Source organism: Massilia sp. TS11 (assembly GCF_022012445.1).
Lineage (GTDB): Bacteria > Pseudomonadota > Gammaproteobacteria > Burkholderiales > Burkholderiaceae_D > Telluria.
This window is the reverse complement of sequence record NZ_JAKLTS010000006.1, coordinates 170,324-195,643: the sequence shown is the minus strand read 5'-3', so window position 1 is coordinate 195,643 and position 25,320 is coordinate 170,324. Positions and strand designations below refer to the sequence as shown.

The 25,320-nt window shown below is 69.3% G+C and carries 26 protein-coding genes and 1 tRNA gene; 10 read left to right on the top strand and 17 right to left on the bottom strand.

All coding sequences use genetic code 11. From position 1 onward, the window contains the following. Window positions 1-36: 36 nt before the first annotated feature. The gene (locus LZ005_RS11410) at window positions 37-891 is read right to left on the bottom strand and encodes an MOSC domain-containing protein (RefSeq protein WP_237808189.1); all 855 of its coding nucleotides are present in this window, start codon (window positions 889-891) and stop codon (window positions 37-39) included. A gap of 87 nt (window positions 892-978) precedes the next feature. Between LZ005_RS11410 and LZ005_RS11405 the strand changes: the two genes are divergently transcribed. Then, entirely contained in the window at window positions 979-1,596 is a 618-nt protein-coding gene (locus LZ005_RS11405) for a LysE family translocator (protein WP_237808188.1), read from the top strand. On the opposite strand, the gene LZ005_RS11400 is transcribed toward LZ005_RS11405, so the two are convergent. Continuing rightward, entirely contained in the window at window positions 1,586-2,461 is an 876-nt protein-coding gene (locus LZ005_RS11400; RefSeq protein ID WP_237808187.1) for a LytTR family DNA-binding domain-containing protein, read from the bottom strand. The genes LZ005_RS11405 and LZ005_RS11400 overlap by 11 nt on opposite strands. Window positions 2,462-2,619: 158 nt before the next feature. Between LZ005_RS11400 and LZ005_RS11395 the strand changes: the two genes are divergently transcribed. The 6 genes from LZ005_RS11395 to LZ005_RS11370 are packed head-to-tail and all read left to right on the top strand — an operon-like array spanning window position 2,620 to window position 7,828. Then, on the top strand, window positions 2,620-3,804 hold the full coding sequence (locus LZ005_RS11395; RefSeq protein WP_237808186.1) for an acyltransferase family protein: 1,185 nt from the start codon (window positions 2,620-2,622) through the stop codon (window positions 3,802-3,804). Window positions 3,805-3,820: 16 nt separating this feature from the next. Next, window positions 3,821-4,240, top strand: coding sequence for a hypothetical protein (locus LZ005_RS11390; RefSeq protein ID WP_237808185.1), 420 nt, complete (start codon window positions 3,821-3,823; stop codon window positions 4,238-4,240). A 36-nt stretch (window positions 4,241-4,276) separates the two neighbouring features. Next, on the top strand, window positions 4,277-5,092 hold the full coding sequence (locus tag LZ005_RS11385; RefSeq protein ID WP_237808184.1) for a type II CAAX endopeptidase family protein: 816 nt from the start codon (window positions 4,277-4,279) through the stop codon (window positions 5,090-5,092). After that, window positions 5,089-6,129 carry a S41 family peptidase gene (locus LZ005_RS11380; protein WP_237808183.1) on the top strand — a complete coding sequence of 347 codons (1,041 nt, stop codon included), beginning with the start codon at window positions 5,089-5,091 and terminating at the stop codon, window positions 6,127-6,129. Before LZ005_RS11385 ends, LZ005_RS11380 begins: the two co-directional genes overlap by 4 nt. Next, the gene (locus tag LZ005_RS11375; protein WP_237808182.1) at window positions 6,126-6,962 is read left to right on the top strand and encodes an alpha/beta fold hydrolase; all 837 of its coding nucleotides are present in this window, start codon (window positions 6,126-6,128) and stop codon (window positions 6,960-6,962) included. The genes LZ005_RS11380 and LZ005_RS11375 overlap by 4 nt, the downstream gene beginning before the upstream one ends. Then, on the top strand, window positions 6,959-7,828 hold the full coding sequence (locus tag LZ005_RS11370; protein WP_237808181.1) for an SDR family NAD(P)-dependent oxidoreductase: 870 nt from the start codon (window positions 6,959-6,961) through the stop codon (window positions 7,826-7,828). Before LZ005_RS11375 ends, LZ005_RS11370 begins: the two co-directional genes overlap by 4 nt. Here the strand turns inward: LZ005_RS11370 and LZ005_RS11365 are convergent. The 3 genes from LZ005_RS11365 to LZ005_RS11355 are packed head-to-tail and all read right to left on the bottom strand — an operon-like array spanning window position 7,797 to window position 10,555. Further along, window positions 7,797-8,954, bottom strand: coding sequence for a serine hydrolase (locus LZ005_RS11365; protein ID WP_237808180.1), 1,158 nt, complete (start codon window positions 8,952-8,954; stop codon window positions 7,797-7,799). The two genes, LZ005_RS11370 and LZ005_RS11365, sit on opposite strands and share 32 nt — an antisense overlap. 53 nt (window positions 8,955-9,007) lie before the next feature. Beyond that, complete coding sequence (locus LZ005_RS11360) at window positions 9,008-9,655, bottom strand: hypothetical protein (RefSeq protein ID WP_237808179.1); 648 nt, start codon at window positions 9,653-9,655, stop codon at window positions 9,008-9,010. A gap of 9 nt (window positions 9,656-9,664) precedes the next feature. Beyond that, window positions 9,665-10,555, bottom strand: a complete 891-nt coding sequence (locus LZ005_RS11355; protein ID WP_237808178.1) for a retroviral-like aspartic protease family protein — start codon at window positions 10,553-10,555, stop codon at window positions 9,665-9,667. A gap of 91 nt (window positions 10,556-10,646) precedes the next feature. Here LZ005_RS11355 and LZ005_RS11350 point away from each other — a divergent pair, with 91 nt between their 5' ends. Together LZ005_RS11350 and LZ005_RS11345 are read left to right on the top strand one after the other, a co-directional pair. Then, window positions 10,647-11,645 carry an alpha/beta fold hydrolase gene (locus tag LZ005_RS11350; protein ID WP_237808177.1) on the top strand — a complete coding sequence of 333 codons (999 nt, stop codon included), beginning with the start codon at window positions 10,647-10,649 and terminating at the stop codon, window positions 11,643-11,645. Window positions 11,646-11,660: 15 nt separating this feature from the next. Further along, complete coding sequence (locus LZ005_RS11345; RefSeq protein WP_237808176.1) at window positions 11,661-12,254, top strand: TetR/AcrR family transcriptional regulator; 594 nt, start codon at window positions 11,661-11,663, stop codon at window positions 12,252-12,254. On the opposite strand, the gene LZ005_RS11340 is transcribed toward LZ005_RS11345, so the two are convergent. The 4 genes from LZ005_RS11340 to LZ005_RS11325 form a co-directional block, all read right to left on the bottom strand. Then, a complete protein-coding gene (locus LZ005_RS11340; RefSeq protein ID WP_237808175.1) occupies window positions 12,251-13,486 on the bottom strand; it encodes an RNA polymerase sigma factor in 1,236 nt (411 codons plus the stop codon). The genes LZ005_RS11345 and LZ005_RS11340 overlap by 4 nt on opposite strands. Next, on the bottom strand, window positions 13,486-13,872 hold the full coding sequence (locus tag LZ005_RS11335; RefSeq protein ID WP_237808174.1) for a YciI family protein: 387 nt from the start codon (window positions 13,870-13,872) through the stop codon (window positions 13,486-13,488). The genes LZ005_RS11340 and LZ005_RS11335 overlap by 1 nt, the downstream gene beginning before the upstream one ends. A gap of 106 nt (window positions 13,873-13,978) precedes the next feature. After that, window positions 13,979-15,070, bottom strand: a complete 1,092-nt coding sequence (gene ychF, locus LZ005_RS11330; RefSeq protein ID WP_237808173.1) for a redox-regulated ATPase YchF — start codon at window positions 15,068-15,070, stop codon at window positions 13,979-13,981. Between the two features lie 72 nt (window positions 15,071-15,142). Further along, window positions 15,143-16,216, bottom strand: a complete 1,074-nt coding sequence (locus LZ005_RS11325) for a patatin-like phospholipase family protein (protein WP_237808172.1) — start codon at window positions 16,214-16,216, stop codon at window positions 15,143-15,145. Window positions 16,217-16,307: 91 nt separating this feature from the next. Here LZ005_RS11325 and LZ005_RS11320 point away from each other — a divergent pair, with 91 nt between their 5' ends. Then, entirely contained in the window at window positions 16,308-18,122 is a 1,815-nt protein-coding gene (locus LZ005_RS11320) for a DUF3857 domain-containing protein (protein ID WP_237808171.1), read from the top strand. A 199-nt stretch (window positions 18,123-18,321) separates the two neighbouring features. On the opposite strand, the gene pth is transcribed toward LZ005_RS11320, so the two are convergent. From pth to LZ005_RS11280, 8 genes are all read right to left on the bottom strand, one after another. Further along, the gene (gene pth / locus LZ005_RS11315) at window positions 18,322-18,906 is read right to left on the bottom strand and encodes an aminoacyl-tRNA hydrolase (RefSeq protein WP_237808170.1); all 585 of its coding nucleotides are present in this window, start codon (window positions 18,904-18,906) and stop codon (window positions 18,322-18,324) included. Between the two features lie 75 nt (window positions 18,907-18,981). After that, window positions 18,982-19,584: a 50S ribosomal protein L25/general stress protein Ctc gene (locus LZ005_RS11310; protein ID WP_237808169.1), complete on the bottom strand. Its 603-nt coding sequence runs from the start codon at window positions 19,582-19,584 to the stop codon at window positions 18,982-18,984. A gap of 124 nt (window positions 19,585-19,708) precedes the next feature. Next, window positions 19,709-20,659, bottom strand: a complete 951-nt coding sequence (locus LZ005_RS11305) for a ribose-phosphate pyrophosphokinase (protein WP_237808168.1) — start codon at window positions 20,657-20,659, stop codon at window positions 19,709-19,711. Between the two features lie 93 nt (window positions 20,660-20,752). Beyond that, window positions 20,753-20,829, bottom strand: a tRNA-Gln gene (locus LZ005_RS11300). Between the two features lie 64 nt (window positions 20,830-20,893). Continuing rightward, complete coding sequence (ispE, locus tag LZ005_RS11295) at window positions 20,894-21,784, bottom strand: 4-(cytidine 5'-diphospho)-2-C-methyl-D-erythritol kinase (protein WP_237808167.1); 891 nt, start codon at window positions 21,782-21,784, stop codon at window positions 20,894-20,896. A gap of 1 nt (window position 21,785) precedes the next feature. Beyond that, window positions 21,786-22,373 (bottom strand): outer membrane lipoprotein LolB, encoded by a 588-nt coding sequence (locus LZ005_RS11290; RefSeq protein ID WP_237808166.1) that lies wholly within the window; start codon window positions 22,371-22,373, stop codon window positions 21,786-21,788. Window positions 22,374-22,384: 11 nt separating this feature from the next. Next, complete coding sequence (locus LZ005_RS11285; RefSeq protein ID WP_237808165.1) at window positions 22,385-23,563, bottom strand: MFS transporter; 1,179 nt, start codon at window positions 23,561-23,563, stop codon at window positions 22,385-22,387. Between the two features lie 6 nt (window positions 23,564-23,569). After that, window positions 23,570-25,315 carry a tetratricopeptide repeat protein gene (locus LZ005_RS11280; RefSeq protein WP_237808164.1) on the bottom strand — a complete coding sequence of 582 codons (1,746 nt, stop codon included), beginning with the start codon at window positions 25,313-25,315 and terminating at the stop codon, window positions 23,570-23,572. Window positions 25,316-25,320: the final 5 nt, after the last annotated feature.

The window sequence follows — 25,320 nt, the reverse complement described above, 5'->3', positions numbered from 1 at the left end:
GCCAAGTTGTGCCGCTTGGGAATTAGCCTTTACAAATTAATCAAAGGCCAATTCAATTTCACAAGATTGCCCGATATGCAATTGCATGCCCTCGGGACCGCTGACGATGGCGTTCATGCCGAAGCACACGGCGTCATCCAGCTGGGCCTTGCGGCGGTAGCTTTGCAGGATGTCGAGCGGGTCCGGCCCCGGCACGCCGCTGGCCTGGTCGATCGACGGGATCGGGCAGCGCGGACAGGGCTTCACCGGACGCAGGGCGGTCTCGCCGAACTGGAAGGCGGCCACGTAGTCTTCCTCGTAGGGCGCCAGATCGGCCAGCACGATATTCGGACGGAAGCGGTTCATCGGCAGCGGCGCGCGCCCGGCCGCGCTCAGGCGCGTGTTCAGATCGGCCAGCGAGGCGGCGCCGATCACCAGCAGCGGGTAGCCGTCGGCGAACAGGGTGGGGGCGTCGGCCCCGCCGGTCCAGGTGGCGCTGGCCTGGCGCTCGGCGTCGGCATGAAAGCGCACCAGGCGGCAGTCGCGCCCGAGAAAGCGGCTGAACCAGGCGGCGGTCAGATCGTCGCAGTCGGTGGCCAGCACCTCGTCGTCCCAGACGCGCACGCGGCGCGTGGCCACGCTGCCCGGTTCCGGCATCCCGAGCGGGATCTCCAGGCGCAGCATGCCGGGCGCGCGCAGCTCCAGGGTCTCGGTCTTCAGGCGCGGCGTGATCAGGGCCATGCGCGGGCATTCGCGCTGGCTGAGGAACTGGCCGGCGGCGTCGACCAGCATCCATTCGCGGTCGTAGACGGCGTCCACGGCCAGGCCGGCGCGGGTGAGGGTGGCGGCGGGTACATCGATCCCGGCGCAGGATTTGATCGGGTAGATCGTCAGTTGGCTGATGGTCGGCATGGCCGCCATGATAGCGCTTGCGCCGCGCGGGCGCTTCCGTGTAAGCTATTAATTAGACTGTAGTCTATTTAATTTACCGGAGGCCGCTTGGATATCCAGCTCATCATTGCTTTTCTCGTCGTACAGACTTCGCTCAGCGTCATCCCTGGACCGGCCGTGCTGAAAGTGGTCGGCACCGCCATCTCCGGCAGCCGCGCCCAGGCCGGACTGGTGGCGCTCGGGGTCATCGCCGGCAACGGCGTCTACATCGCCCTGTCGATCGCCGGCCTGGGCGCGCTGCTGCGTTCGGTGCCGGAGAGCCTGAAAGTGATCAACGTGCTGGGCGCGGCCTATCTGTGCTGGGTGGCCATCGGCGCGCTGCGTGCCACGGCCGCCAGCTCGCGCCTGGGCGAGATTCCGCAGGTGCTGGCGCGCGGCGGCGCGTTCCGTCTTGGCCTGGTGTCGCAGCTGGCCAATCCGAAGTCGATCATCTTCTTCGGCGCCCTGCTGCCGCAGTTCGTCAGCCCGCATGGCTGGCCGGCCGGCCTGCAGATGGCCGTGCTGGGCCTGATCTCGGCCGTGCAGGAGCTGCCAGTGCTGCTGGCCTATGCCTGGCTGGCCGACCGCATCGCCCAGCGTTTCGACGATGGCCGCGCCGTGCTGTGGATGAAGCGCATCGGCGGCCTGCTGCTGCTGGCTGCGGCCGCCCTGGTGCTCAAGCGCTGAGGGGCCCGGCGCCGCCCAGCTTCTTGCGGAAGGCCTCGAGATAGGTGCGGCTGCACGGCACCCGCGCGCCCGAGGCCAGCTGGATCACGGCGTCGCCGAATTCATTCGCCTCGAGCGTCTTCACATGGGCCGGATTGACCAGCCAGCTGCGGTGCACGCGTTCGAACAAGTGGTGCGACTGGCCGAGAAAGGCGGACAGGCTGGAACGCAGCAGAATGTCATTCCCGGCCCAGTGCAGCTTGATGTAATTGCCCTCGGCCTGCACCCATTCGACCTCGGAAAACGACACCAGAAACTCGCGCCCGCGCTGCTTGACCAGCATTTTGTCGTGGCCGGATGCGGCCGGGGCCGGGGCGGCCGGCGCGGCCGCGTCGAGCAGCTTGCCCTCGCCGCGCCAGCGCCACAGGGCCAGCCGGTAGAACAGCACCAGGCCGGCCGTGAACGCATAGGTGCGCACATCCTTCATCACTTCATAGGGCAGTTCCAGCCGCAGATCGCCAAAGCTGTAGCGCTGCCCGGCCGCCAGATACACGAGCTTGCGCAAGCCGACCATGCCGGCCACGTGCAGCAGGCTCAGTCCCAGGGCCGCGCCCAGATGCAGGCCGGCCACGCGCAGCGGGCGCTCCCAGGCGGGCGGATAGCGCTCCACCATCCAGGCGATGCAGGGCACCGTCAGCAGCCAGACGGCATTGCTCGACACCTCCCAGGTCACCACCTCCCACAGTCCGAAAGCCAGGCCGCGGCGCGCGATGTCCCACCAGGCGGTGGCGATGTTGATGGCGGTGAGGACGGAGAACAGCAGCACCCAGCCGCTGGCTTCCCAGGCGGTTTTGTGGCGCAGATAGGTTTGCAGGCGGTCGTTCATAGGGGCCGGACGGTGAGCACTGGGCGCAAGCATAAAACAAATTGGTCCCAACGCGGCAGCGGCTCGCCCCAGCGGCCCGGCGGCTCGTCACAAAGCCTGCCGCGGCGGGCCGCGGCGCGCCAGACTGCGCCCACTTTCCCCACTTTGGACGGACACTCATGACCACGACGCCCCCGCGCCCCGCCGCGCGCCTGACCGAACTGGACTGGCTGCGCATCATCGCCTTCGGCCTGCTCATCCTCTACCACGTTGGCATGTACTACGTGACCTGGGGCTGGCATGTGAAGTCGCCGCAGCTGCTGCCCGAACTCGAAACCTGGATGCTCTGGCTGAACCCCTGGCGCCTGCCGCTGCTGTTTCTGATTTCCGGCGCCACCCTGGGCATCGTGCTGGAACGCGCCAAGCCCGGGCAGACCCTGCTGGAGCGCTCCAGCCGCCTGCTGCTGCCCCTGATCTTCGGCATGGCCGTGATCGTGCCGCCGCAGGCCTATTACCAGGCGATCGAAAAATATGCATACGCGGGCAGCTTCGCCGACTTCCTCGGCCTGTACTACCGCGGCTACAGCGGCTTCTGCCAGGACGGCAAGTGCATGGGCCTGCCGACCTGGAACCACCTGTGGTTCGTGCTCTACCTGTGGGCCTACTCGGCGCTGCTGATCATCCTCAGCCTGCTGCCGAAGTGGAATGCCCCGGCTGTATGGCGCCAGCTGGTGGGCGGCACGCGTCTGCTGTGGGTGCCCTGGCTGCTGCTGGCCATCTTCCGCCAGCACCTGTGGAAGGCCTATCCGAGCACCCATGACTTCTGGGGCGACTGGTACAACCACGCGCTGTACGGTTATATGTTCCTGATGGGCGCCGTGCTGTTCGGCAGCCGCACGGACCGTACCGGCGCCTGGGACGCGGCCGTGCGCCTGCGCTGGTGGGCGCTCGGCATCGCCGTCGTCGCCCAGCTGATCATGATCCTGATCGACTACACCCCGCCCGAGTGGGCGCTGATGATCGTGCGTCCGATCTCGGCCCTGCGCCAGTGGCTGCCGATCGTCGCCATTTTCGGCTTCGCCCGTCTGCATCTGGCCGGGGTCGACAACCGGCTGCGCGAGTTCCTTTCACGCGGGGTGTTTTGCTTCTACATCCTGCACCAGACCCTGATCGTGGTGCTGGCCGTGAACCTCTCGCGCCTGCACCTGCCGCAGCCGCTCGAAGGCGCGCTGCTGGTGCTGCTGACGGCCCTCGGCTGCCTGGGCGGCTATGCGCTGCTGCGCCATGTGCCCGGTCTGGCGTATGTGCTCGGTATTTTCCACGGCCCGGCCAAGCGGCGCGCGGCCACGACCTCCCCTACCTGAACTGAAAGGAGACCCCATGTCCACGTTCCGACTGCTGCCCGCGCTGGCCGCCCTGCTGCTGGCCAGCGGCTGCACCACCCTGCGCTACGACGACGCCCCCGACCCGACCACCAGCAGCGCACGTACGCTGGCCGCCGCCCCCGCCACCGTGTGCGCGGCCGTGCTGGCCACGGCCGACAGCATGCAGCTGCGCCTGGACGCCCAGACCCGCACCGAGCGCGGCTGCGTGCTCGATATCAGCCGCCGCCCGCCGTGGTGGCTGCCCGGCGACGACGGCGAGCGTCTGCGCGTGAGCGTGGCGCCGCAGGGCGAGGGCAGCGAACTGCTGGTCTTCGCGCGGCGGGTGGCGCCCGGCCAAGTGTGGCTGCACAGCGCGGCCGAGCAGCTGCTGCAGGCCAGCGCCGAACGCGCGCTTGCCAAGCGCCCGGGCATTTAATAGACTGTAGTCTTGTTTAATAAAAAGGAGTGTCCCGTGTCCACCCCCGCCCTGATGCAGGACGCGCCGCGCCGCCGTGCCGCCATGCTGCTGTTTCTGACGCTGGCCTTCAGCCTGCCCTGGCTCGCGTGGACGGTGCTGGGCCGCTTCGGCTGGGACCGGCCGTGGTCGATGCCGCTGTTCGTACTCGGTGGTGCCTTCTGCAGCATTGGCGGCATCGCCGCCACCTGCCTGCGCCACGGCACGCGCGAGGGTCTGCATCGGCTGGCGGCCATGCTGCGCCCGCGCCGCGCCCTGCTGCCCTGGCTGTGCGCGCTGCTGTGGGCGCCGCTGTGGGAACTGCTGGCCAGCCTGCTGTTCAGCCAGGCCACGGGCGCAGTCATCCGCTGGGAACCGGCCGGCCTGCTGCGCTTTGCCTCGGGCGGCATCCTGTTCCTGTGGCTGACCGGCCCCCTGGGCGAGGAGTTTGGCTGGCGCGGCTTTCTGTGGACCGAACTGCGCGCGCGCTGGCCGGCCTGGCGCGCCGTGCTGATCCTCGGTCCCGTGTGGGCCTTCTGGCATCTGCCCCTGATGCTCGGACGCTGGTCGCAGGACCCGCTGCATGCCCTGTTCTTCCTGGTGATGGTGAGCGGCTTCGCCCTGCTGATCGGGGCCGTGTTCGAAGCCGGCGGCCTGCTGCCGGCCATGCTGCTGCACTGGACGATCAATGCCTCGCAGGAGGTGATGCCGCATGTGGCCACCGGCCTGCCCGAGCGCGGCCACCTCTACCTGCTGTGCATGGGGGCAGCCATGCTGACCGTGAGCCTGCCCGGCCTGTACCTGCTGCGCCGCGCTTCCAGGGCGATGCCATGAAACGCCTCTTGATCTGCACCCTGCTGGCCGTCTGCGCCGCCTGCGGTGGCGGCGGCGCCAGCACCCCGGCCGCGAACGCGCCGGTGGCCGATCCCGCCGCCAGCTGGCAGGCGGCCAGCTTCGACGCGCTGTGGAAAAAGTTCGACGAGGAGTACACCTACTTCGACTACAAGCAGATCGACTGGAATGCGCTGCGCGCCAGCTACCGGCCGCAGGCCCTGGCAGCGGCCGACACGGCGGCCTGGCTGCAAACCGTCGGCGCCATGCTGGGCCAGCTGCACGACGCCCATGTGCGCCTGACGGGGCCGGACGGCAAATCGATCGCCACCTACGTCTCGCCACGCCAGCCCAACTGGCAAGCCGGCGTCCTGGCCGCCTATCTCGAGCGCTGGAACGTCCAGCGCGCCGGCACCAGCATCGCCTACGCGCGCTTGACCGGCGGCGCCTACCTCGCCGTCAGCAGCTGGAATGAGCAGAGCGTCAGCGTCGATCAGCTCGACAGCGCGCTCGATGCGGTGGCCGATGCGCCGACCCTGATCCTCGACCTGCGCATGAACCCGGGCGGGAACGACCAGCTGGCCTTTGCCCTGGGCGCGCGCTTCCTGACGCGCACCAGCGTGGCGCATATTGTGCGCACCAAGACCGGGCCGGCCCACAATGCCCTGTCGGCCATGACGCCGATTGAAGTGGCGCCGCGCCGCAACACGCCCTACACACGCCCGGTGCTGCTGCTGGTCGGCGCCCAGACCGCCAGCAGCAGCGAGAGCCTGGTCAGCCTGCTGCGCGGCCTGCCGAATGTGCTGGTGATAGGCGACACCACGGCCGGCGCCAGCGCGCGGCCGCAGCTCTACCAGGCTGGCAATGGCATCAGCTTCACCGTCTCCACCTGGCAGGACTACACGGCCGCCGGCGAACCGATTGAAGACGTGGGCATCGCTCCGGCCATCCGGGTCGATGCCACGGCGGCCGCGTTTGCCGCTGGCCGCGATCCGGTGCTCGACGCCGCACTCGCCCGCCTGGGCGTGGCCCGGCCATGACAGCCGAACCCGATTGCGACCTGGCGCTGGCGCAGCTGCTGACGCCCGCGGCCTTCGGCTGCCCGGACTTCCTGCGCCAGCACACCGAATTCGGCGGCCACCCGACCGCCCTCCTGCACGGTGGCGCCGGCCCGCGCCTGCTGCTCGTGCATGGCGGTGTGGCCAGCGGCGCGCTCAGTTTCTTCCCGGTGCTGCCCGCGCTGGCGCAGCGCTGGCATGTGCTAGCGCCCGATCTGCCCGGCTGCGGGCTGACGCCGCCGCTGGGCGCGCCGACGCTGGCGCGCCAGATCGCGTGGTTCGACGCGCTGCTGGCCGCGACCTCGCCCGATCTGGTGCTGGCTGCCTCGATCGGCGGCGCGCTGGCCCTGCACACCTGGGCCAGCGCCAGGCGCAGCCGCCCGCCGCTGATCGTCTGCGGCGCACCGGCGCTGCAGCCGTTTGCGCCGCCGCTGCGGGCGCGCCTGCCGATGCTGGCGTTTGCCCTGGCGCCCAGCCGCCTGACGCTGTGGGCGCTGGCGCGCGCCACCCACGCGCGCATCTGGGATAGCCCGGCGCTGCGCCAGTTTGTCGATGCCACGCTGTTTGCCATGCGCCGTCCGGACGGTCGCCAGTTTCTGCGCGATCTGCAGCCCTGCCTCGATCCGGTACCGGCCGCGCGCCTGCTGGCGGCCGGACCGGTGCGTGGCATCTGGGGTGCGCGCGATCCCTTTGTGCCGGTGAGTGGCCTGCCCGCCTGGCTGCCCTGCACCCGGATTGCGGCGGCCGGCCACTATCCGTTTTTCGACCAGCCGGCGGCCTTTCTTGCCGCGCTCGGGCAGGCGGCAGCGCCATGAGCGGCGGCGCGCCGCGCCTCGCGCTGGTCACGGGGGCCAGCCGCGGGATCGGGCTGGCCATCTGCCATGGACTGGCGGCCCAGGGCGTGCAGCTGCTGATGCTGGCGCGCGATCCGCGCCGTCTGCAGCAGGCCAGTGCGCAGATCGCCGAACGCTATCCGGGCGCCGTGTGCGCCACCTATGCGGCCGACCTGGCCGACAGCGCCGCCCTGCCCGGCCTGGGCCGCGCGATGGCGGCCAAGTGGCCACGCATCGATATCCTGATCCACAATGCCGGCATCATCGAGATGGCGCGGCGCGAGAACAGCGCCGGTCTGGAACTAACCTGGGCCACCAATGTGCTGGCCCCATTCCTGCTGACCCGCGCCCTGCTGCCGGCACTGCCCGCGCAGGCCAGTACGCGCGTGGTCTTCATGTCCTCGCTGGTGCGGCGCTGGGGCCAGTTACGGCGCAGCGACAACCAGTACGTGCACGGCTACACGGCCGATGCGGCCTACAACCAGTCGAAGCTGGCCCTGGTGCTGCTGGCCGCAGCCTGGGCGCGCCAGCAGCCAGGCTGGCTCAGTCTGAGCATGGAGCCGGGCATGACCGACACCGACTTCGGCAGCCAGTACCGCGGCCTGCGCGCATTGATCCGGCGCTGCTACCGGCCGTGGATGGCGACACCGGCGCAGGCCGCCGATACCGCCGTCTGGCTGGCCACGGCCGACGCCAGCGCGCTGGCCGGGGGCCAGCATTTCATCCGCCGCCAGCCCTGCCACCTGAGGCCCGAACCGGCGCTCGAAGACTGGCTGTGGTCCACGCTGTGCGCGCAGAGCACAGCCCTGCTCCCGCCTACTGCAGCAGGCGCGCCGTCGTTTCGCTGACGTCCTGCGCGGTGCGGCTGCCAACGCCGCTGACCAGCACCGCGGCGGCCACGTCGCGCGAACGGCTCACAGCCATCAGGCCAAAGTAGCTGACGTCGTCCGAGCCATCGTGCCAGTCGATCGGGCCGCCCGCCAGATCGGTGCCGGCCTGCCAGCCGAGGGCCATGCCGTCCTGGACGACTGTGTGCAGATAGGTGGCGGTGGCGGGCGACAGCAGCTCGCCGCTCTGGCCACGCAGCGCGCGCAGATGCATGCGCAGCCAGCGTGCCAGCGACTGGCCGTTCAGGCGCGCGCCGCCAGCAGGATTGGCCGCCGGCGGAAAATACGCGTCTGCGCTGGCCGGGTCGAGCGGCAGCCAACTGCCGCTGGCCGTCTGGCTGTGGCCCCAGGGATCGCGCGCGCCCGCCGCCCCGAACTGCACGCTGGCGCCGAGCGGCGTGAACACGCGGTTCTGCAGCATGGCCTCGTAGGCCTGGCCAGCGGCCCGCTCCAGCATCGCCGCCGCCAGCACATAACCGCCATTCGAATACTCGGTGCGCTGGCGCGGCGCGACGCTGGGCGCCTGGGCCAGGGCCCAGCGCGCCAGCTGCAGGCGCTGCTCGCTCGGCGTGCCGCTCACTTGCGGCAGACGCGCCACCTGCTGCGCCGTCACGGCGGGGAAGATGCCGCCACGGTGCGCCAGCAGATCGGTCAGGGTCACGGCGGCATACTCGGCGCGCGCGCCGGCGGCCAGTTCGGGCAATACGTCGAGTACACGGCTGTTCCAGCCGATCTTGCCCTCCTGGACCAGCACCCCGGCCAGCGTGGCCGTCATGGCCTTGGTCAGCGAACCGGCGGCGAAGCTGGCATCGCTGGCCAGCGCGACCCCGCCAACGCGCTGCACGCCCTGCACCTGGACCTCGATATTCGCGCTCGACACCTGGATCACCAGCGCGGCCGGATAGGACTTGGGCGCCGCCATCAGCTGCGCCACAGCGCTGCCGACCGCCGACAGCGGCGGCGGATTGACGATCGAGACGCTGACGCTGTTACCACCGCAGGCGCTCAGGCCAATGACAGCGGCGCAGGCGGCCAGCAGAAGACGGCGCCGCAGCGGGCGCCCGGACAGGGGGGCTGAATAGGTCATGGGTACTCCGGCATCCTCAGGGACAGTCAATAAACAGACTGCAGTCTACTAAACTAAGGATACTTCGGCAAGCCCGGCAGGAGCGGCAGCAGCACACGGCCATGCACAGCGCTGGCCAGCGCGCCGGCCAGGCCCAGTCCCGATGCGCCAGCGAGCCAGAGCAGCGGCCCCTGCGCCTGCGCAGCCGCATGGGCAAGCGCAAAGATGACGGGCATGGCCAGGGCCCAGCCAAGTGCATTTGCCGCCAACCAGCGCCAGCCCTGCGCGCCCGGCACCTGGCGCAGGCAGCGCCACTGGAAGGCGGCCAGCACCGGCCCGGTGAGCAGGCCCAGGCCCGCCGCCAGCAGCAGGCGCAGAGCCATGCCCGGCATCGGCCCGGCCGGCGCACTGGCACTGCCGTGCAGATGCATCAGCGTGCTGGGCAGCATGCCAAGCACCCAGGCGCACAGCGCGCCGGCGACCGTGGCCGCCACCCAGCCGTTTAGCCGCAGGCCGTGACGCTGCAGGACTGCGCGTTGTGCCAGCCCGACGATCAGGCCTTCTACGCCGCCGAGCGCGATCATCGCCCCTGCTCTGGCCAGCGGCGGCAGCGCCTCGCCAAATAGAGCCAAGGCGCCGCCGGCCACCAGACCGAGGCCGAGCGCCTCGGCAGCGGCGTTCGTGCCGATCCAGGTCCACCAGAAACGCTTTTCAAGCGTCATCCATGCCTCCTATTCGGTGCGCAGATGCAGGCAATGGCGAGCGATCCGCAGCGTGTAGCGCGCCAGGACATCCATCCCCAGCACCAGATCATCCATCGTACCCGCACGACGCTGCACATCGCGCAAAGTCAGGTCCTGGGTGCCGACCTGCAGCTGCACGGCTGGCACCAGGCCCACGCGCCCGACCTCGGCCCCGCCGGCGCCGCCGGTCAGCGCCAGTGTGCTGCCTTCCGCCTGCTGTTCGAGCGCCCGGCCACGCAGGAAGCTGACGCGCGCGCCGGTGTCGAGCAGCAGCGGCAAGGTCTGCCCATTGGCCTGCACGGGAAAGCGCGGCAGCTCGTCCGGCAGCGCCAGCGCCTGGCCCGCGCAATCCGGCTGCGGCGGGCGAAACACCAGCAGGCCCGCGCGCGGCTGGATCTCGGTGTCGAGCCGCTGCAGCGCGTTCCAGCCAAGCAGACCATCGTAGGCAAACACGGTGAAGCCGAGCAGCTTGGCCTGCAGACGCGCGTCCGGCACCACGATGACGGGCAGGTCGCGCAGGTGCAGCTCGCCGATATCGAGATCGATCAGCGCGGCGCTGCCGCCATCGACGGCACGGCCCTGATTGTCCTGCACGGCCGGGTGTACGCCGGCATACGGGCGCGCCTGCACCGCCTTGGCCAGCGAGGCCGTGATCACGCTCCAGCCGGCGCCGGTATCGAGCCCCAGCTGCACCGGCTGGCCATGGATGCGCGCCTCAAAGCGCGGCGTGCCGGAGGCGTTGGCACGATAGGGCAGGCTAACCGGGGCGGCGCCAAACTGCAGGCTGCCCGGCTGCCCTGGGGATGAGCGCTCTTGCGCAGCCACCCAGGGCGCAGCGAGGTAAAAGCTCAGGAAGAAAACCGCCAGCCGTGTGTGCATTGCCTGTCCTTTCATTGCGGGGCTTGCCAGCCGCGCTCAATTTAAATAGACTGTAGTCTACTAAATAAAACCCTGTTGCGAAAGGCTAGTCATGAACTCTGATGATCCCCTGCTTCCATCCGCCGCCATGCGCCGCCGCCTGCTTGGCCTGGGCCTGGCGGCGCCCCTGCTCGCCGTGGCCGACCAGGCCAGCGCCAGCGCGCCACAACGCCGCAGCGGCATGCTGCAGGGACCGCACGGGCGGATCCGCTACGAGATGCTGGGCGACGGCCCGCCGCTGCTACTGGTGGCGGGTGGCCCCGGCACCTCGCTGCGCAGTCTGGGTACTGTGTTCGATGCACTGGCCGACCGCCATACACTGGTCTACTTCGATAACATCGGGCGCGGCTACTCCGATCCCCTGCCCGCCCAGCTCCAGCATTCGCCCGAGCGCGACGCCGAAGATATCGAGACCGTGCGCGCGGGCCTCGGCTTCGAGCGGTTCGCCCTGCTCGGCCACTCCTACGGCGGCTATCCGGCCCTGGCCTACGCCGGCCGCTACGGCCAGCGCCTGAGCCACCTGGTGCTGTCCAGCAGTGGCTGCAGCTACCTGAGCTGGCAGGCGAATATCGACAGTGTCGCCTACTTCATCGCCAACCAGTATCCGGAAGTCTGGGCCAAATTGCAGGCCCTGCGCCGCGATGGCGTAAAATCCTCGGATTCCGCTTACCAGGCACTTCAGGGCGACGCCGAGGGCGACCTGTATTGGTACGATCTGCGCAATGCCGCGCGCCGTCCGCCGCCGGGCGACCCGCGCGAGCGCTTCCGCGCCGATGTGTATTTTGCGATGCTCGGCGACGATCCCGAGGTGCAGGTGGGCGGGGCGATGGCCCGCTTTGACGCGCGCCCGGTGCTGCAGCAGCTGCGCACGCCGCTGCTGGTGACCAGTGGCCGCTACGACCGCGTGGCCCTGCCGCGCTGCGCGCTCGAGATGGTGCAGCTGGCGCCGCCCGGGGTGGCCAGGCTGCAGATGTTCGAGCAAAGCGGTCACGCCCCCTGGATTGAAGAAGAAACCCTGTACTTAACAAGCCTGCGCAATTTCCTGCGCTGACAATCTGGAATCGCTATGGGCCGTCCACCTGGCAGAAGCACCGAAATCCGCGAACGCATCCTGGCTGCCGCCATCGACTGTTTTGGCAGCCTGGGTTTTGAGACCACCACCATGTCCGATGTGGTCGAACGTTCGGGCGTCGCGCGCGCGACCGTGTACGGCCACTTCCAGAGCAAGGACGCGCTGGCCACGGCGGCCGCGCGTGTGCAGCTGGGCGACCTGCTGGCCGCCGTGCCGCGCCTGAAGGCCGCCGGCGAGCTGCGCACGGCCCTGAACAAATTCAACCGCGAAAGCATCGCCTGGCTGAGCGCCAATCCCGACCTGGCGGGCACCCTGTTCCGCCACATTCAGGGTCAGGCCGACTACTCCGGCACGCCCGACCCGGACCAGCCCTCGATCCGGCGCTCGCTGCGCGAGCTGTTTGCCGCCGCCCAGACCCTGGGCGACGTCGACCGCCGCGCCGATGCCGACTTCCTGGCCGATGCCTTCGCCAATATCTGGTTCCTGGTCTGCATGCAGTGGGTCAGCAACCGCGATCGCGCACGCCTGCAGTCACGCCTGAAACAGGCCGTCGACCTGTTTGCCCGCCCGAGCGGCAGCGCCGATTAAATCGCCAGAGCGTCCAGCCGCTGCTGCAGGAAGGCGCGCGCAGCCGGATCGACGCACAAGGCAATCGCCCGCCGCCAGGCTTCGGCCGCCAGCGCCGCGTCGCCCAGTGCGGCGCGCAGTTCACCGGCCAGCGCCCAATACGGCTGATAGCTGCGCACCGACTCAGGCGCCAGCGCCGCCAGCAGCGCCAGCCCGGCCTGCGGCCCGCTGACCTGTGCCCAGGCGGCCGCGCGCGCCACCGCCACGCCGAGCGTCGGCGCCTGCTGAATCAGCCCGTCGTACAAGGCCGCGATGCTGACCCAGTCGGTACTGCCAGTGACGGCGCGGCGCGCATGCACCGACTGGATCGCCGCTTCCAGCTGAAAGCGGCCAAGGCGGCGCTGACCTGCCGCTGCAGCCAGCAGGTGGTCGGCCTGCGCCATCCGCTCCGCATTCCAATGCGCCGGGTCCTGCGCCGACAGCGGCACGTAGGCGCCCCCGGCATCGCGCCGCGCCGGGCGGCGCGCTTCACAGTGCAGCATCAGGGCCAGCAGGCCTTTTGCCTCGGGTTCCGCGGGCAGCCATTGTTCAAGCAACGCACCCAGCTCCAGCGCGGACTGCGCCAGACCGCGTACAAACGGATCGGCGCCGGGCAGCGCGTCCCAGCCCATGCCGTAGGCGCCGTAGACCGCCTGCAGCACCGCGTCCAGGCGCGACGGCAGCTCGCGCAGGTCCGGCAGCGCATACGGAATCGCGGCATCGCGGATCTTGGCCTTGGCGCGCGCCAGACGCTGGCCCATCGCGGCCGGCTTGAGCACGAAGGCCGAGGCGATGGCCGCCGCATCCACCCCGAGCACCACCTGCAGCATCAGCGGTGTGCGCGCGGCCGCATCGATGGCCGGATGGGCGCAAACGAACATCAGCTTCAGACGCTCGTCGGGAAAGGCCGTATCCTCCTGGCTAAGCGCCAGGGCCGCATCGGCAATCGCCAGCAGACCCGGAGCGGCGGCATCGCGCACGGCGTGGTGGCGCTGCGCATCGATCAGGCGCCGTCGCGCGGCCGTCAGCAGCCAGGCCTCGGGCACCTGCGGCACGCCGCTGCGCGGCCAGGCTTCGAGGGCGGCGCAGAAAGCATCGGCCAGCGCATCCTCGGCCGCCGCCACATGCCCGCTGCGCGCGGCCAGGTAGGCCACCAGCCGGCGGCAGGCGGTGCGCGCCGCCTGTTCCACCGCCAGCGCGACCGCGTCCGCCATCAGTCGTGCGCCAGGTTGGGCCGCACTTCCACCACCACGCCGGGGCGCTGCGGAAAGCGCGCCGCCCAGTCGAGCGCCTGATCGAGATCGGGCACGCTGATGATGAAGAAGCCGCCCAGCTGCTCCTTGGTGTCGGCGAACGGACCATCCTGCACCTGCGGGCGGCCGTCGCTGAAGCGGATGGTGGTGGCGCTGGCCGGCGGCTGCAGACCCGCGCCCGCGACGAAGATGCCGGCCTCCTTCAGCGCCTGCAGATAGGCCATGGTGCCGCTCCAGTAAGCGTCAGCCTGGGCCGGGTCGTGGCGGGCGGCGAAACCGGCTTCGGTTTCATGGATCATGATCGAGTAGTGCATCGCTTTCTCCTTGAGCTGGTGGGACGCGGCCATCCGCGCCTCACCTCGATGACGCGCCAGCCGGCCCGATTTCGACACGCCGCCACAAATAAAAAGCCCCGTGCGGGACGGGGCTTGGCGGGTCGCGGCGGTGACACCGTCAGACGTTGAACAGGAAGTTCAGCACGTCGCCATCCTTGACCACGTACTCCTTGCCTTCCGCGCGCATCTTGCCGGCTTCCTTGGCGCCGGTTTCGCCCTTGTAGGTGATGAAGTCGTCGAAGGCGATGGTCTGGGCGCGGATGAAGCCACGCTCAAAGTCGGTGTGGATCACGCCGGCCGCCTGCGGGGCGGTGTCGCCGATGTGGATGGTCCAGGCGCGCACTTCCTTCACGCCGGCGGTGAAGTAGGTCTGCAGGCCAAGCAGCTTGAAGGCCGCGCGGATCAGGCGGTCCAAGCCCGGCTCTTCCATGCCCAGGTCTTCCAGGAAGGCGGCCTTGTCTCCTTCGTCGAGATCGGCGATTTCGGCTTCGATGGCGGCGCAGATGGCCACGATCGGGGCGTTCTGCTCGGCCGCGTAGGCGCTCAGCTGGTCGAGCAGCGGGTTGTTGGTGAAGCCGCTTTCCGACACATTGGCCACATACATGGCCGGCTTGGCGGTGATCAGGCACAGCGGCTTGATCAGCACCATCTCTTCCGGCGTCAGGCCAAGTGCGCGCACCGGCTTGGCTTCGTTCAGCTGCGGCACCAGGCGTTCGAGCAGGGCGACCAGCTTGGCCGCTTCCTTGTCGCCCGAACGGGCCTTCTTGATCTCGCGCTGGATGGTCTTTTCGACCGTGCCCAGGTCGGCCAGACAGAGTTCGGTCTGGATCACGGCGATGTCGTCCAGCGGGCTGACCTTGCCAGCCACGTGGACCACATTGTCGTCCTCGAAGCAGCGCACCACGTTGACCACGGCGTCGGTTTCGCGGATGTGGGCGAGGAACTGGTTACCCAGGCCTTCGCCATTCGAGGCGCCCGCCACCAGGCCGGCGATGTCGACGAATTCCACGATGGCCGGGACGATGCGCTCCGGCTTGATGATGTCGGCCAGCTGCTTCAGGCGCGGGTCCGGCACTTCCACCACGCCGACGTTCGGCTCGATGGTGCAGAAGGGGTAGTTCTCGGCCGGGATGCCGGCCTTGGTCAGGGCGTTGAACAGGGTGGACTTGCCGACATTGGGCAGACCAACGATGCCGCATTTCAGGCTCATGGTGTGGCTTTCAGGGGGATGCGATAAACCGGGTATTGTACCGCAGCCGACCGCCGCAGCCGCGCTTTTGCCTCACAGCGGGCGCACGCGCGCCAGATCGGAGCGTTCGGCGAAGGCGGCAAAGTCGTCGCGCAGACGCTCCGCTTCGTCCATCGCCCGGTTCCAGGCGCGCATGCGGGCCGCGTGGTCGAGGCCATAGTGGGGAAAGTCGGCGCGGTCGGGCAGCTTGGCGCGCGGCAGGCTGCGGATGAAGTCCGTCGAGGGTGCCACCAGCAGCACGTTCGACAGCCAGTCCGGGTGGGCGCGCCGCCATGGCAGGGCTTTGTCCAGCCAGCCCGGCGTGACGCGCGCCATGAAGTGCGGGTAGAGCACCAGCTCGCCCGCGGGCAGGCGCTGGTAGGGATAGGCCAGGTGGTAGTCGATCATGCCGCCGTCCCAGTAGGTACCGGCCGGCGCGCCGGGCAGGTCGCGCACGGCCTGCATCACCGTCGGCAGCGTGCCCGACGCGAGCAGCGCGCGCATCACATTCTGCGGCGTCAGTGCCGCCACGTGCTGGGTGAAGGCGTCGAAGGGCTGATGCAGCCAGGCTGCCTGGTCGCGCGGGTCGGACAGGAACACGCGCTCCATCAGGCCCGCCAGGCGCGCCCGCCCGAGCAGATTGGCGCCTGCAGCGGCAGCAAAGGCGCGCAGCTCGGCGCCATCGCTAGTCGGATCGGCCAGCAGACCGCGCCCGCGCGCGGCCAGCACGTGCAGGCGGTTGAAGGGGTGGGCCAGCATCGCCTCGGCCTGGCCATCGACCAGTTCGGCCATGATCGGCGCCAGCACCCGGTCGATTTCGGCCTTGTCCGGCTTGGCCGTGTAGCGCTGGCCGACATACAGGCGGGCCAGGCGCGCAAAGGCCTCGTGCGGATCGCGCTGGCAGGCGGCGGCCATGCGCCAGGCGCCGATCGAGGCGCCGATCAGGGTGCGCACGCGCGGCGCGCCCGCCAGCCATTGGCCGAACAGGTATTGATCGAGCGCGCGGAAGATCAGGCCCTTGGGACCGCCGGCGGCGGCCGGAATCACCGCCACATCGGCGGCGCGCAGACCGTGTTCGCGCAGACGCGCCAGCGCGCGCGGGCCAGCGTAGAAATCGAGTGCATGCATGGGCGCGATTATGCCGCATTTGCGAACACGCAATGCGGCGCGCCCCGTCACGACTAGCATGGGCAGCCTGCTGTCTATCCCGGAGGAAACTATGCGCCACTGCCTGCTGCTGCTCGTGCTCGTCCTCGGTCTGGCCCGCGCCCAGGGTGAGCTCACTGCGCCCGACCGCTGCACCCAGCACTTCGTGGTCGATCCCGACGGCGCCTACAGCCTCAGTGTGGAACTGGCGGCGCAGGTGCCGGCCACCGGCGCGCTGAGCGACTACGGCCAGTACACGATCAGCTACAAGCACGGCCTCGAGCGCGTGAGCGCGCTGCAGGCCTGGACCCACAAGGCCGATGGACGCAGCCTGCCCGTGCTGCCCGAGGCGATCCACGAGCAGCCGGCGGCCAGCGAAGGGCCGCTGTTCCATGACATCCGCCAGATCACCGTGGTCTTTCCCGCGCTGGCGCCGGGCGACCGCATCGATGTGCGCTACACGATCCGGCGCCACACGCCGCTGTTCCCCGGCCACTTCGAGGACCTGACGGCCGGACCGGTGCAGGGCGCGGCCGTGCTGCGCCTGATCTACGACCTGCCGGCCAGCCTGCCGCTGCAGGCCGACGCCGTCGGCTTCGTGGCCGAAGCGATCGACAGCGCGCCGGGCCGGCTGCGCTACCAGTGGACCAACCTGCCCGGCGCCAGCGGGCGGCGCGAGGCCGACGCCGTCAGCCCCTATGACCAGGGCGCGCGCCTGGCCGTCTCCACCTTCCCCAGCTATGCCGCGTTCGCCCGCGCGTATGGCGCCCGGGCCGACGCGGCCGCGCAGCCCGACGACGCGATCCGCCAGCTGGCGCAGACACTCAGCGCCGACCTGCCGACGCCGCGCCAGCGCGTGCTCACCCTGTCCGACTGGGTGCGCACCCATATCCGCTACGTGGCCAGCCATGTCGGCACCGGCAGCGTGGTGCCGCACAGCGCCGCCAGCGTGCTGGCCCAGGGCTACGGCGACTGCAAAGACCACAGCGTGCTGCTGCAGGCCCTGTTGACGGCGATCGGCATCGACAGCAGCGCCGCCCTGGTCAACGCCGACAATGCCTACCGCCTGCCCGGCGTGCCCACGCTCGGCATCCTCAATCACGTGATCACCTATGTGCCGAGTCTCGACCTGTACCTCGACCCCACGGCCGCCAGCATCGCCGCCGGCTACCTGCCCGTGAATGTGCTCGACAAGCCGGTGCTGCTGGTGGCCAGCGGCCAGCAGGCGCGCACGCCCGCCACCCAGCGCGAGCGCAATCACAGCGCGCTGCGCTACACGCTGCGCGCCAACGGCGACGGCCAGTTCCAGCTCGAACGGCGCACCGAAGGCGCGGCGGCCGAAACCTTCGACCAGCTGCTGCGCGACGCCCGCGCCGACACCAGCCGCCCGCTGGTGCAGCGCTGGCTGCGCGGGATCGGCCAGCGCGGCCAGGGCCAGCTCGAGGAAGCGCGCCGCGCGCCCGACGGCCAGGCCTACACGCTGCGCATCGCCGGCCAGAGCGAAGGCCTGCTGCGCCGCCCCGGCCCCAGCATGCTGCCGACCACCTATCCGTTCTGGGGCGGGCTGGCCGACAGCATCGCCGGTATGGCGCGCGAGCCCGAGCGGCGCCAGGACTTCGTCTGCCCGCCGGTCGACGCCAGCGAGCGCATCGCCATCACCCTGCCACCGGGAGCGCGCGTGCTGGCGCTGCCGCCGCCGCTGCGCCTGTACGACAAAGAATGGGACTACCGCGCCACCTACCGCCAGCACGGGCGGACCGTGGAGATCGCGCGCAGCGCCCAATTCCGCCATAGCGGCCTGGTCTGCACCCCCGCCGACTACCGGCGCATGGGCGTCATCCTGGCCCAGATGCAGCGCGACCTGCGCAGCCCCATCCTCATCCGCTAATCCGGAACGGGGTCAGGTCCGGCAATCGGACATGCAGGAACTTCGACGCGCGCCCGCAGTCGCGTGTCGCCGTCGACCATGAAGTCTCTGAAAAGTTCGCAGATGTCCGATTGCCGGACCTGACCCCGGGATAAAAAATGCCGCCCAAACAAATGGGGTCTGACCCCGATTTGTTTGGGCGGCATTTTTTTCGTGGGGCTCAGGCGGTGTGCAGGTCCATCATCGCTTGCTCCATCTTGCCGTCGATGGCGGTGGGTAGCACGCGCAGGCTCTTCTCGATCGCTTGCTCGATCAGCGGCTGCTCTTCCTTGCGCGGCCGGTGCAGCACGAAGTCGGCCACCGGCTGGTTCAGATTCAGCGTGCGCGGATGGCCAATGCCGAGCCGCAGTCGCCAGTAATCCTGGGTGCCAAGCGCGGCCGTGATGTCCTTCAGGCCGTTGTGGCCGCCCGAGGAGCCGCCCTTCTTCAGCTTGGCCGCGCCGGGCGGCAAGTCGAGCTCGTCATGCACGACCAGCACCTCGTCTGGCGCGATCTTGAAAAATTTGCATAAACCGCCAACCGACTGGCCGGAACGGTTCATATAGGTCTGGGGTTCGCACAGCCACAGCTCGCGCCCGCTCCACTGGGTCTTGGCGACCAGGGCGTTGAAACGCGATTCACGCGCCAGGCGGCAGCCGGGCAGGCTGTTGGCGAAATTGTCGACCAGCCAGAAGCCGGCGTTGTGGCGCGTCAGTTCATACTCGGGCCCGGGATTGCCAAGGCCGACGATCAGGCGAATGGGCATGCTCTTCCTCGAATTGCAGGGACAAAAAAACCCGCAGGCGGACCGGCGGGTTTTTTCGCGTCAGCGACAGAAGAATTACTTCTTCTTGGCTTCTTCTTCGGCAGCTTCGGCAGCCACGGCACCAGCCGGCACCGAGGCGATGGCCAGGGTCAGGTTCTGACCGTGGGTCACGGCGGTCACGCCGGCCGGCAGGGCGATGTCGTTCACGTGGATCGACTGGCCAGCTTCCATCTTCGACAGGTCGACGGTGATGAACTCGGGCAGGTCGGCCGGCAGGCAGGACACGTCCAGTTCGTTCATCACGTGCGAGATGATGGCGCCGCCCAGCTTCACAGCCGGCGAGACTTCAGCGTTGACGAAGTGCAGGGCCACTTTCTTGTGCACTTTGTGGGTGGCGTCCACGCGCTGGAAGTCGACGTGCAGCACCAGCTGTTTGTATGCGTGCATCTGGAAGTCACGCAGCAGCACTTGCTGGGTCTTGCCGTCCAGTTCCAGGTCGAGGATCGACGAGTGGAAGGCTTCTTTTTTCAGGGCGTGGAACAGGGCGTTGTGATCCAGGGCGATGGTCACGGGGGCTTCGGTGCCACCGTAGATGATGCCCGGGGTTTGACCGCTGTTGCGCAGGCGGCGGCTCGCTCCGGACCCCTGCAGCGTACGCGGGAAGGCGATAACTTTCATTGTAAAGCTCCAAAAAATGCCATTGCTGGCGTTAATGGCCGGACTTCCCCGCGACCAGGGTCGCCCGACGCTAAAAAGCACACGGCGCCAAGCCGGCGCCGTGTGCGAAAACTGGGTCCGCCGCTTAGTCGACGAACAGCGAAATCACCGAGTCGCCCTTGGTGATGCGCTTGAAGGTTTCGGCCAGCAGCGGCGCGGCCGTCAGCTGGCGGATCTTGCTGCAGGCCTGGCCGGCGGGCGACAGCGGAATCGTGTCGGTCACCACGAGCTCGTCCAGCGGCGAACTGTTGATACGGTCGATGGCGGGGCCGGACAGCACCGGGTGGGTGCAGTAGGCCACGACCTTCTTGGCGCCGCGCTCTTTCAGCACTTCGGCGGCCTTGCACAGGGTGCCGGCGGTGTCGACCATGTCATCCATGATCACGCAGTTGCGGCCTTCGACCTCGCCGATGATGTTCATCACTTCCGACACATTCGCCTTCGGACGGCGCTTGTCGATGATGGCCAGATCGCAGTTCAGACGCTTGGCCAGGGCACGCGCACGCACCACGCCGCCGACGTCGGGCGAGACCACCAGCAGATCGTCGTAGTTACGCTTCTGCAGGTCGCCCAGCAGGATCGGCGAAGCGTAGATGTTGTCGACCGGGATATCGAAGAAGCCCTGGATCTGGTCGGCGTGCAGATCCATGATCAGCACGCGCTCGACGCCGGCTTCTTCCAGCATATTCGCCACCACCTTGGCCGAAATCGCCACCCGGGCCGAACGCGGACGACGGTCCTGGCGTGCATAGCCGAAGTAGGGAATGGCGGCGGTGATGCGGCCCGCCGAGGCGCGCTTGAGCGCATCGACCATCAGCATCAGTTCCATCAGGTTGTCATTGGTCGGTGCGCAGGTCGACTGCAGGACAAACACGTCCTTGCCGCGCACGTTTTCGTTGATTTCGACCATGACTTCGCCGTCCGAGAACTTGGAGACGACGGCTTTGCCGAGAGGCAGGCCCAGATTCTTGACGACTCCCTCCGCGAGGGCGGGGTTAGCGTTGCCGGTAAAAACCATCAGGTTTTCGAGCGCCATGGGAGTCCTGTTGAGCTAAGAGTAGAAACGCTGCAGGCCTTTGCTGGCCTGCCGGCCCGGACGCTTGAGCATCAACGGTGCCAGCCAAACGAATGGCAGGGGAACAAGGATTCGAACCTTGGTATGCCGGAATCAAAATCCGGTGCCTTAACCAGCTTGGCGATTCCCCTACGCAACTGACTGCTTGTCGTGCAAGACGAAGATTATACCATCATCTGTCACGCCAAACGAATTCTAAACTACACCTTCACCGCTCTGCAACCTTGTCCGCATCGGGTGCGTCGCCAGGGCCTGTGCCGACCAGGCGCGCCACGCGGGCGGAGCAGCCTGCACGATGGCGTCGGCTTGCGCCGCGTCCCGGGCAGCGAGAAACACGCAGGCGCCGGAACCGCTCATCCGTGCTTCGCCAAATTGGCCCAGCCAGTCCAGCGCCTGTTGCACAGGCGGGTACAAGCGGGTGGCGACGGCTTGCAGATCGTTTTTCCCGAACAGCTTGCGTTGAGCAAGGTGATCAAGAAAGTCCGCTATTGTGACGGGTTTTGTGTCCCTTGTCAAATGCTCGGACGAAAAAATTGGGCCGGTGGGCACGGCCACGCCCGGTTCCAGCACGACGTAGGGGCCGCCGGCCGCCGCCACCGGCTGCAGGGCCTCGCCCACGCCCTCGGCAAAAGCGGTCTCGCCGAATACGAAGAAAGGCACGTCGGCGCCCAGCGGCAGAGCCAGCGCGCACAGTTCGGCGCGCGTGAAGCCGCCCTGCCACAAGGCGTTCAGGGCCAGCAGCGTGGTGGCGGCATCGGACGAGCCGCCGCCGAGGCCCCCGCCCATCGGCAGGCGCTTGTCGATCGCGATGTCGACCCCGGGCGGCAGGCGCCCGTGGCGCGCCTGGTAGGCCGCCTGCAGCGCGCGCGCGGCGCGGATGATCAGGTCCTGCTCCTGCGGCACGCCGGGCACCTCGGTGCTGCGCACGATGGCGCTGTCGGCGCGCAGGCGGAAGTCGAGCCAGTCGCAGCGGTCGATCATCTGGAACACCGTCTGCAGCAGATGGTAGCCGTCGGGCCGCCGTCCGGTCACGTGCAGGAACAGATTGAGTTTGGCCGGGGCCGGGCAGTGCAGCAGTTCGCGCATCTCAGTCGCTCCCGTCGAGGACGATGCGCAGGGTGAGCTTTTCGGCTTCCACATTGGTCACGCGGCTGGCGTCGATGCGGCGCGGGCGCGCACTGGCGCCCTCCTGCCAGCTGACGTAGCGCAGCTCCCAGCCGTCGTCGGTCAGCACGCTGTCGTGCGCGGGCGAGGCGACAAAGGCGCTGCCGTCGCGCGCGCGCGCATGGCCCTGCACCCACAGCGGCAGGCCGGACACCGGCAGCGACCAGCCGAGCGCGCGCGCCGTCAGGCTGTCGACGTCGGGCGCCTCGAGCGGGGCGGCTTTGCCCTGCACCAGCACGGCGCGCTGCGGCGTCACGGTCAGCGTGGCGACGGTGTCGCCGAGCGGCGAGAACAGCGCGATCTCGGTCAGGCCGGGCTGCTGGCGCCATTCGAAGCGGGCGTTCTGCGAATCGGGTTGGCCGTCGCGGTTGATGAACTGGACGCCGATGCGGCCGGCGAACGCGATGCTGGCCGCGTACGGGGCCACCGGCGTGGCCGGGCGTGTGGCGGGCGCGCTGGCGCAACCGGCCAGCAGCAGACAAAGGAACAGGGTGCGGAACATGGTCGCCATTGTAATCGGCCTCAGTGGGCGTGCCGGTGGCCGCGGATGGCGGACAGGTACAGCAGCAGCGAGAAGCAGGCCGCCGCCAGCAGCACCAGCACGCCGTAAGTGCCGGCGCCGCTGGCCGGCAGCAGGGCCGCCAGCACCAGCGGTCCGGAGGCGCGCGCCACCAGGGCCGGGCCGGACATGGCGCCCGAAATGGCGCCGTAGTTGGCGCTGCCGAACAGCGCCAGCGGCACGGTGCCGCGCACGATCGTGATGATGCCGTTGCTGACGCCGTAGAACACGCAGAACAGCACCACGCCCCAGGCCTGTTCGCCGAACAGGGCCAGCGCCAGCAGGGCCACGGGCAGCACGGCAAAGGTGAAGATGCCGACCGTCTGCGGACGCGTGCGGTGGGCATTGGCCATCTCGGCGATCCGTCCGGCCACCTGCAGCGGGCCGATGATCGCGGCCAGCATCACGGCCGTGTCGAGCGGATGGCCCATGCGGTGCAGCAGCGGGATCAGGTGCACGGTCATGGCCGAGAAGATGAAGGAATTGCAGGCGAAGGAAAACGCCAGCTTCCAGAACGTCGGGTCGCGCAGGGCTTCATTCAGGGTGAAGTGGCGCGCGCCGCCGCGCGGCATGTCCTGCGGCGGCTTGGGCGGCAGCGCCAGGTGGGCCGGCAGGCAGACCAGCAGCTGGATGCCCGCGTACACGAGGAAGGTGTGGCGCCAGCCGAGGGCCGCGCCGATGTGCAGGGTGGCCGGCCAGGACACCGTGCTGGCCAGGCCGCCGAACAGGGTCAGGGTGGAGATCGCGCGGCGCGACTGCGCGCCGAACTGGTGGTTGATGGTGGCGAAGGCGGCGTCGTACAGGGTCAGCGACATGCTGATGCCGATGATGGTCCAGGCGCCGTAGTAGACCAGCGGCGTGTGCGCGTGGGCCAGCAGCGCCAGCCCGGCCGCGCCGACCGCGGAGCCGATCGTCATCACCCAGCGCCCGCCGTGGCGGTCGAGCAGGATGCCGACCGGGGTGGCGCCCAGGCCGGCGACCAGCAGGCACCAGGAGAAGGCGCCGTAGACCAGGTCCTGGCTCCAGCCCAGTTCATGCTGCATGTCCTTGGCCAGCACGCTGAAGGCGTAATACAGCGCGCCCCAGGACAGCACCTGGGTCAGGGCCAGAATGGCGACGGTACGGGTGCCGCGGCGCGCCATGCCAGCTTAGCGGGCCGCCGGCACGCCCAGACGTTCGAGCGTGCTGCGCAGGGCTTCGTTGGCGGGGTCGCGCGTGCGCGCTTCGGCCCAGAGTTTTTCGGCTTCGCCGCGGCGGCCCTGCTGCCACAGTACTTCGCCCAGATGCACGGCGATGTCGGGATCGCTGCGCAGCGCATACGCGCGGCGCAGCAGCTGCTCGGCCCCGGCCAGGTCGCCCTGGCGGTAGTTGACCCAGCCCAGACTGTCCATGATGAAGGGGTCGCTCGGGGCCAGGCTCATGGCCTTTTCGATCAGCTGGCGCGCCTCCGGCAGGCGGATGCCGCGTTCGGCCAGCGAGTAGCCAAGCGCGTTGTAGGCATGGTGGCTGTCGGGCGCCTGCTCGATCGCCACGCGCAGCGCGCGCTCCATCAGCTCGTAGCGCTTGGTGCGCTCGGCCAGCAGGGCGAAGTCGTACAGCAGGTCGGCATTGGTGGCAAAGCGCGCCACCGCGTCATCGAGCACCTTGAAGGCGGCTTCGACCTGGCCGGCCTCGCGCAGCAGCTGGGCGTCGGCCATGGCCACCTGGGCCTGGTCGGTGTCGGCTTCCGGATGCAGTTCGGCCAGCAGCGCGCGCCCGCCCGCCAGATCGCCGCGGCGCGCCTTGAGCTGGGCGCGTTTGAGCTGGGCGCTGAGCCAGGTGCGGGCGTCGCCGGTTTCCACCTGCTCCAGCCAGCGCTCGGCCTGGGCGCCGTCGCCGCGCTCCTCGGCCAGTTGGGCCAGCAGCAGCAGCACCTTGGACGGATCGCGTTCGTCGTCCGGCTTGGCCGCCAGGACCTCGACAAAGCGCTTGAAGTAGCCCTCGGCGGCGCCATTGTCGTTCAGCTGCATGGAGGTGACGCCGGCCGCATACAGGGTGCCCGGATGCTCGGGCTGGACCTCGAGCAGCTTGCGGAACTGGGCGCGCGCTTCCTCGTAGTGCTTGAGGTTGGAGAGCACGCGGCCATACGCGCTGCGCACTTCGCGCGCCTGCGGGTAGCGCACCAGGAAGCGCGCCAGCAGCTGTTCGGCCGCGCTGTCGTCGTTGAGCACCTGGGCCAGCATCAGCACGGCGATTTCGGAATCGGGCTGGATCGCCAGCGCCGCCTCGGCTTCGCGCTTGGCGGCCGCACCCTGCTTGGCGGCCAGGGCCAGCTGGGCGCGTACGATATGGGTTTCGGCCAGATCGCCATACGGGGCCAGCAGGCGTTCGAGCACGGCAAAGGCGGCCTCGCGGTCGCTGGCGCGCGCCAGATACTGGTGCAGCTGGAAGATGGCGGCGCCGCGCTCGGCCGCCGGCGTGGCGGCCAGGCGCGTGCGCAGCAGGCTTTCGACTTCGTCCAGGCGTCCGGCCAGGATGGCGAAGCCCAGATAGTACTGCAGCGCCTCCTCGGAGGCCGGATCGAGCTCGCGCCACAGGCGCACGGCGCTCAGGGCCTGCTCCGGCTGTTTGGCCTGCACCGCCAGTTCGGCCGCGCGCTTGGCCAGGCGCGCGTCGCGCGTTTCCTGGGCCAGCGCCAGCAGGCTGACGTAGGCGCCCTCCCAGTGCCCCTCCTTGGCTTCCATTTCGGCCTTCATGATCCGGTACATCAGATCACTCGAGAGGGCCTCGGCCGGGGCGGGCGCGGGCGCCGCCTGCGGCGCGGCCGGCGCGGCCTGCGGCGGGGCGGCCGTGGGCGCGAGCGCGCAGCCCGTCAACAGGCCCGAGAGGGTTACAATGGCGGCAGCTTTGTTCAAAGGAC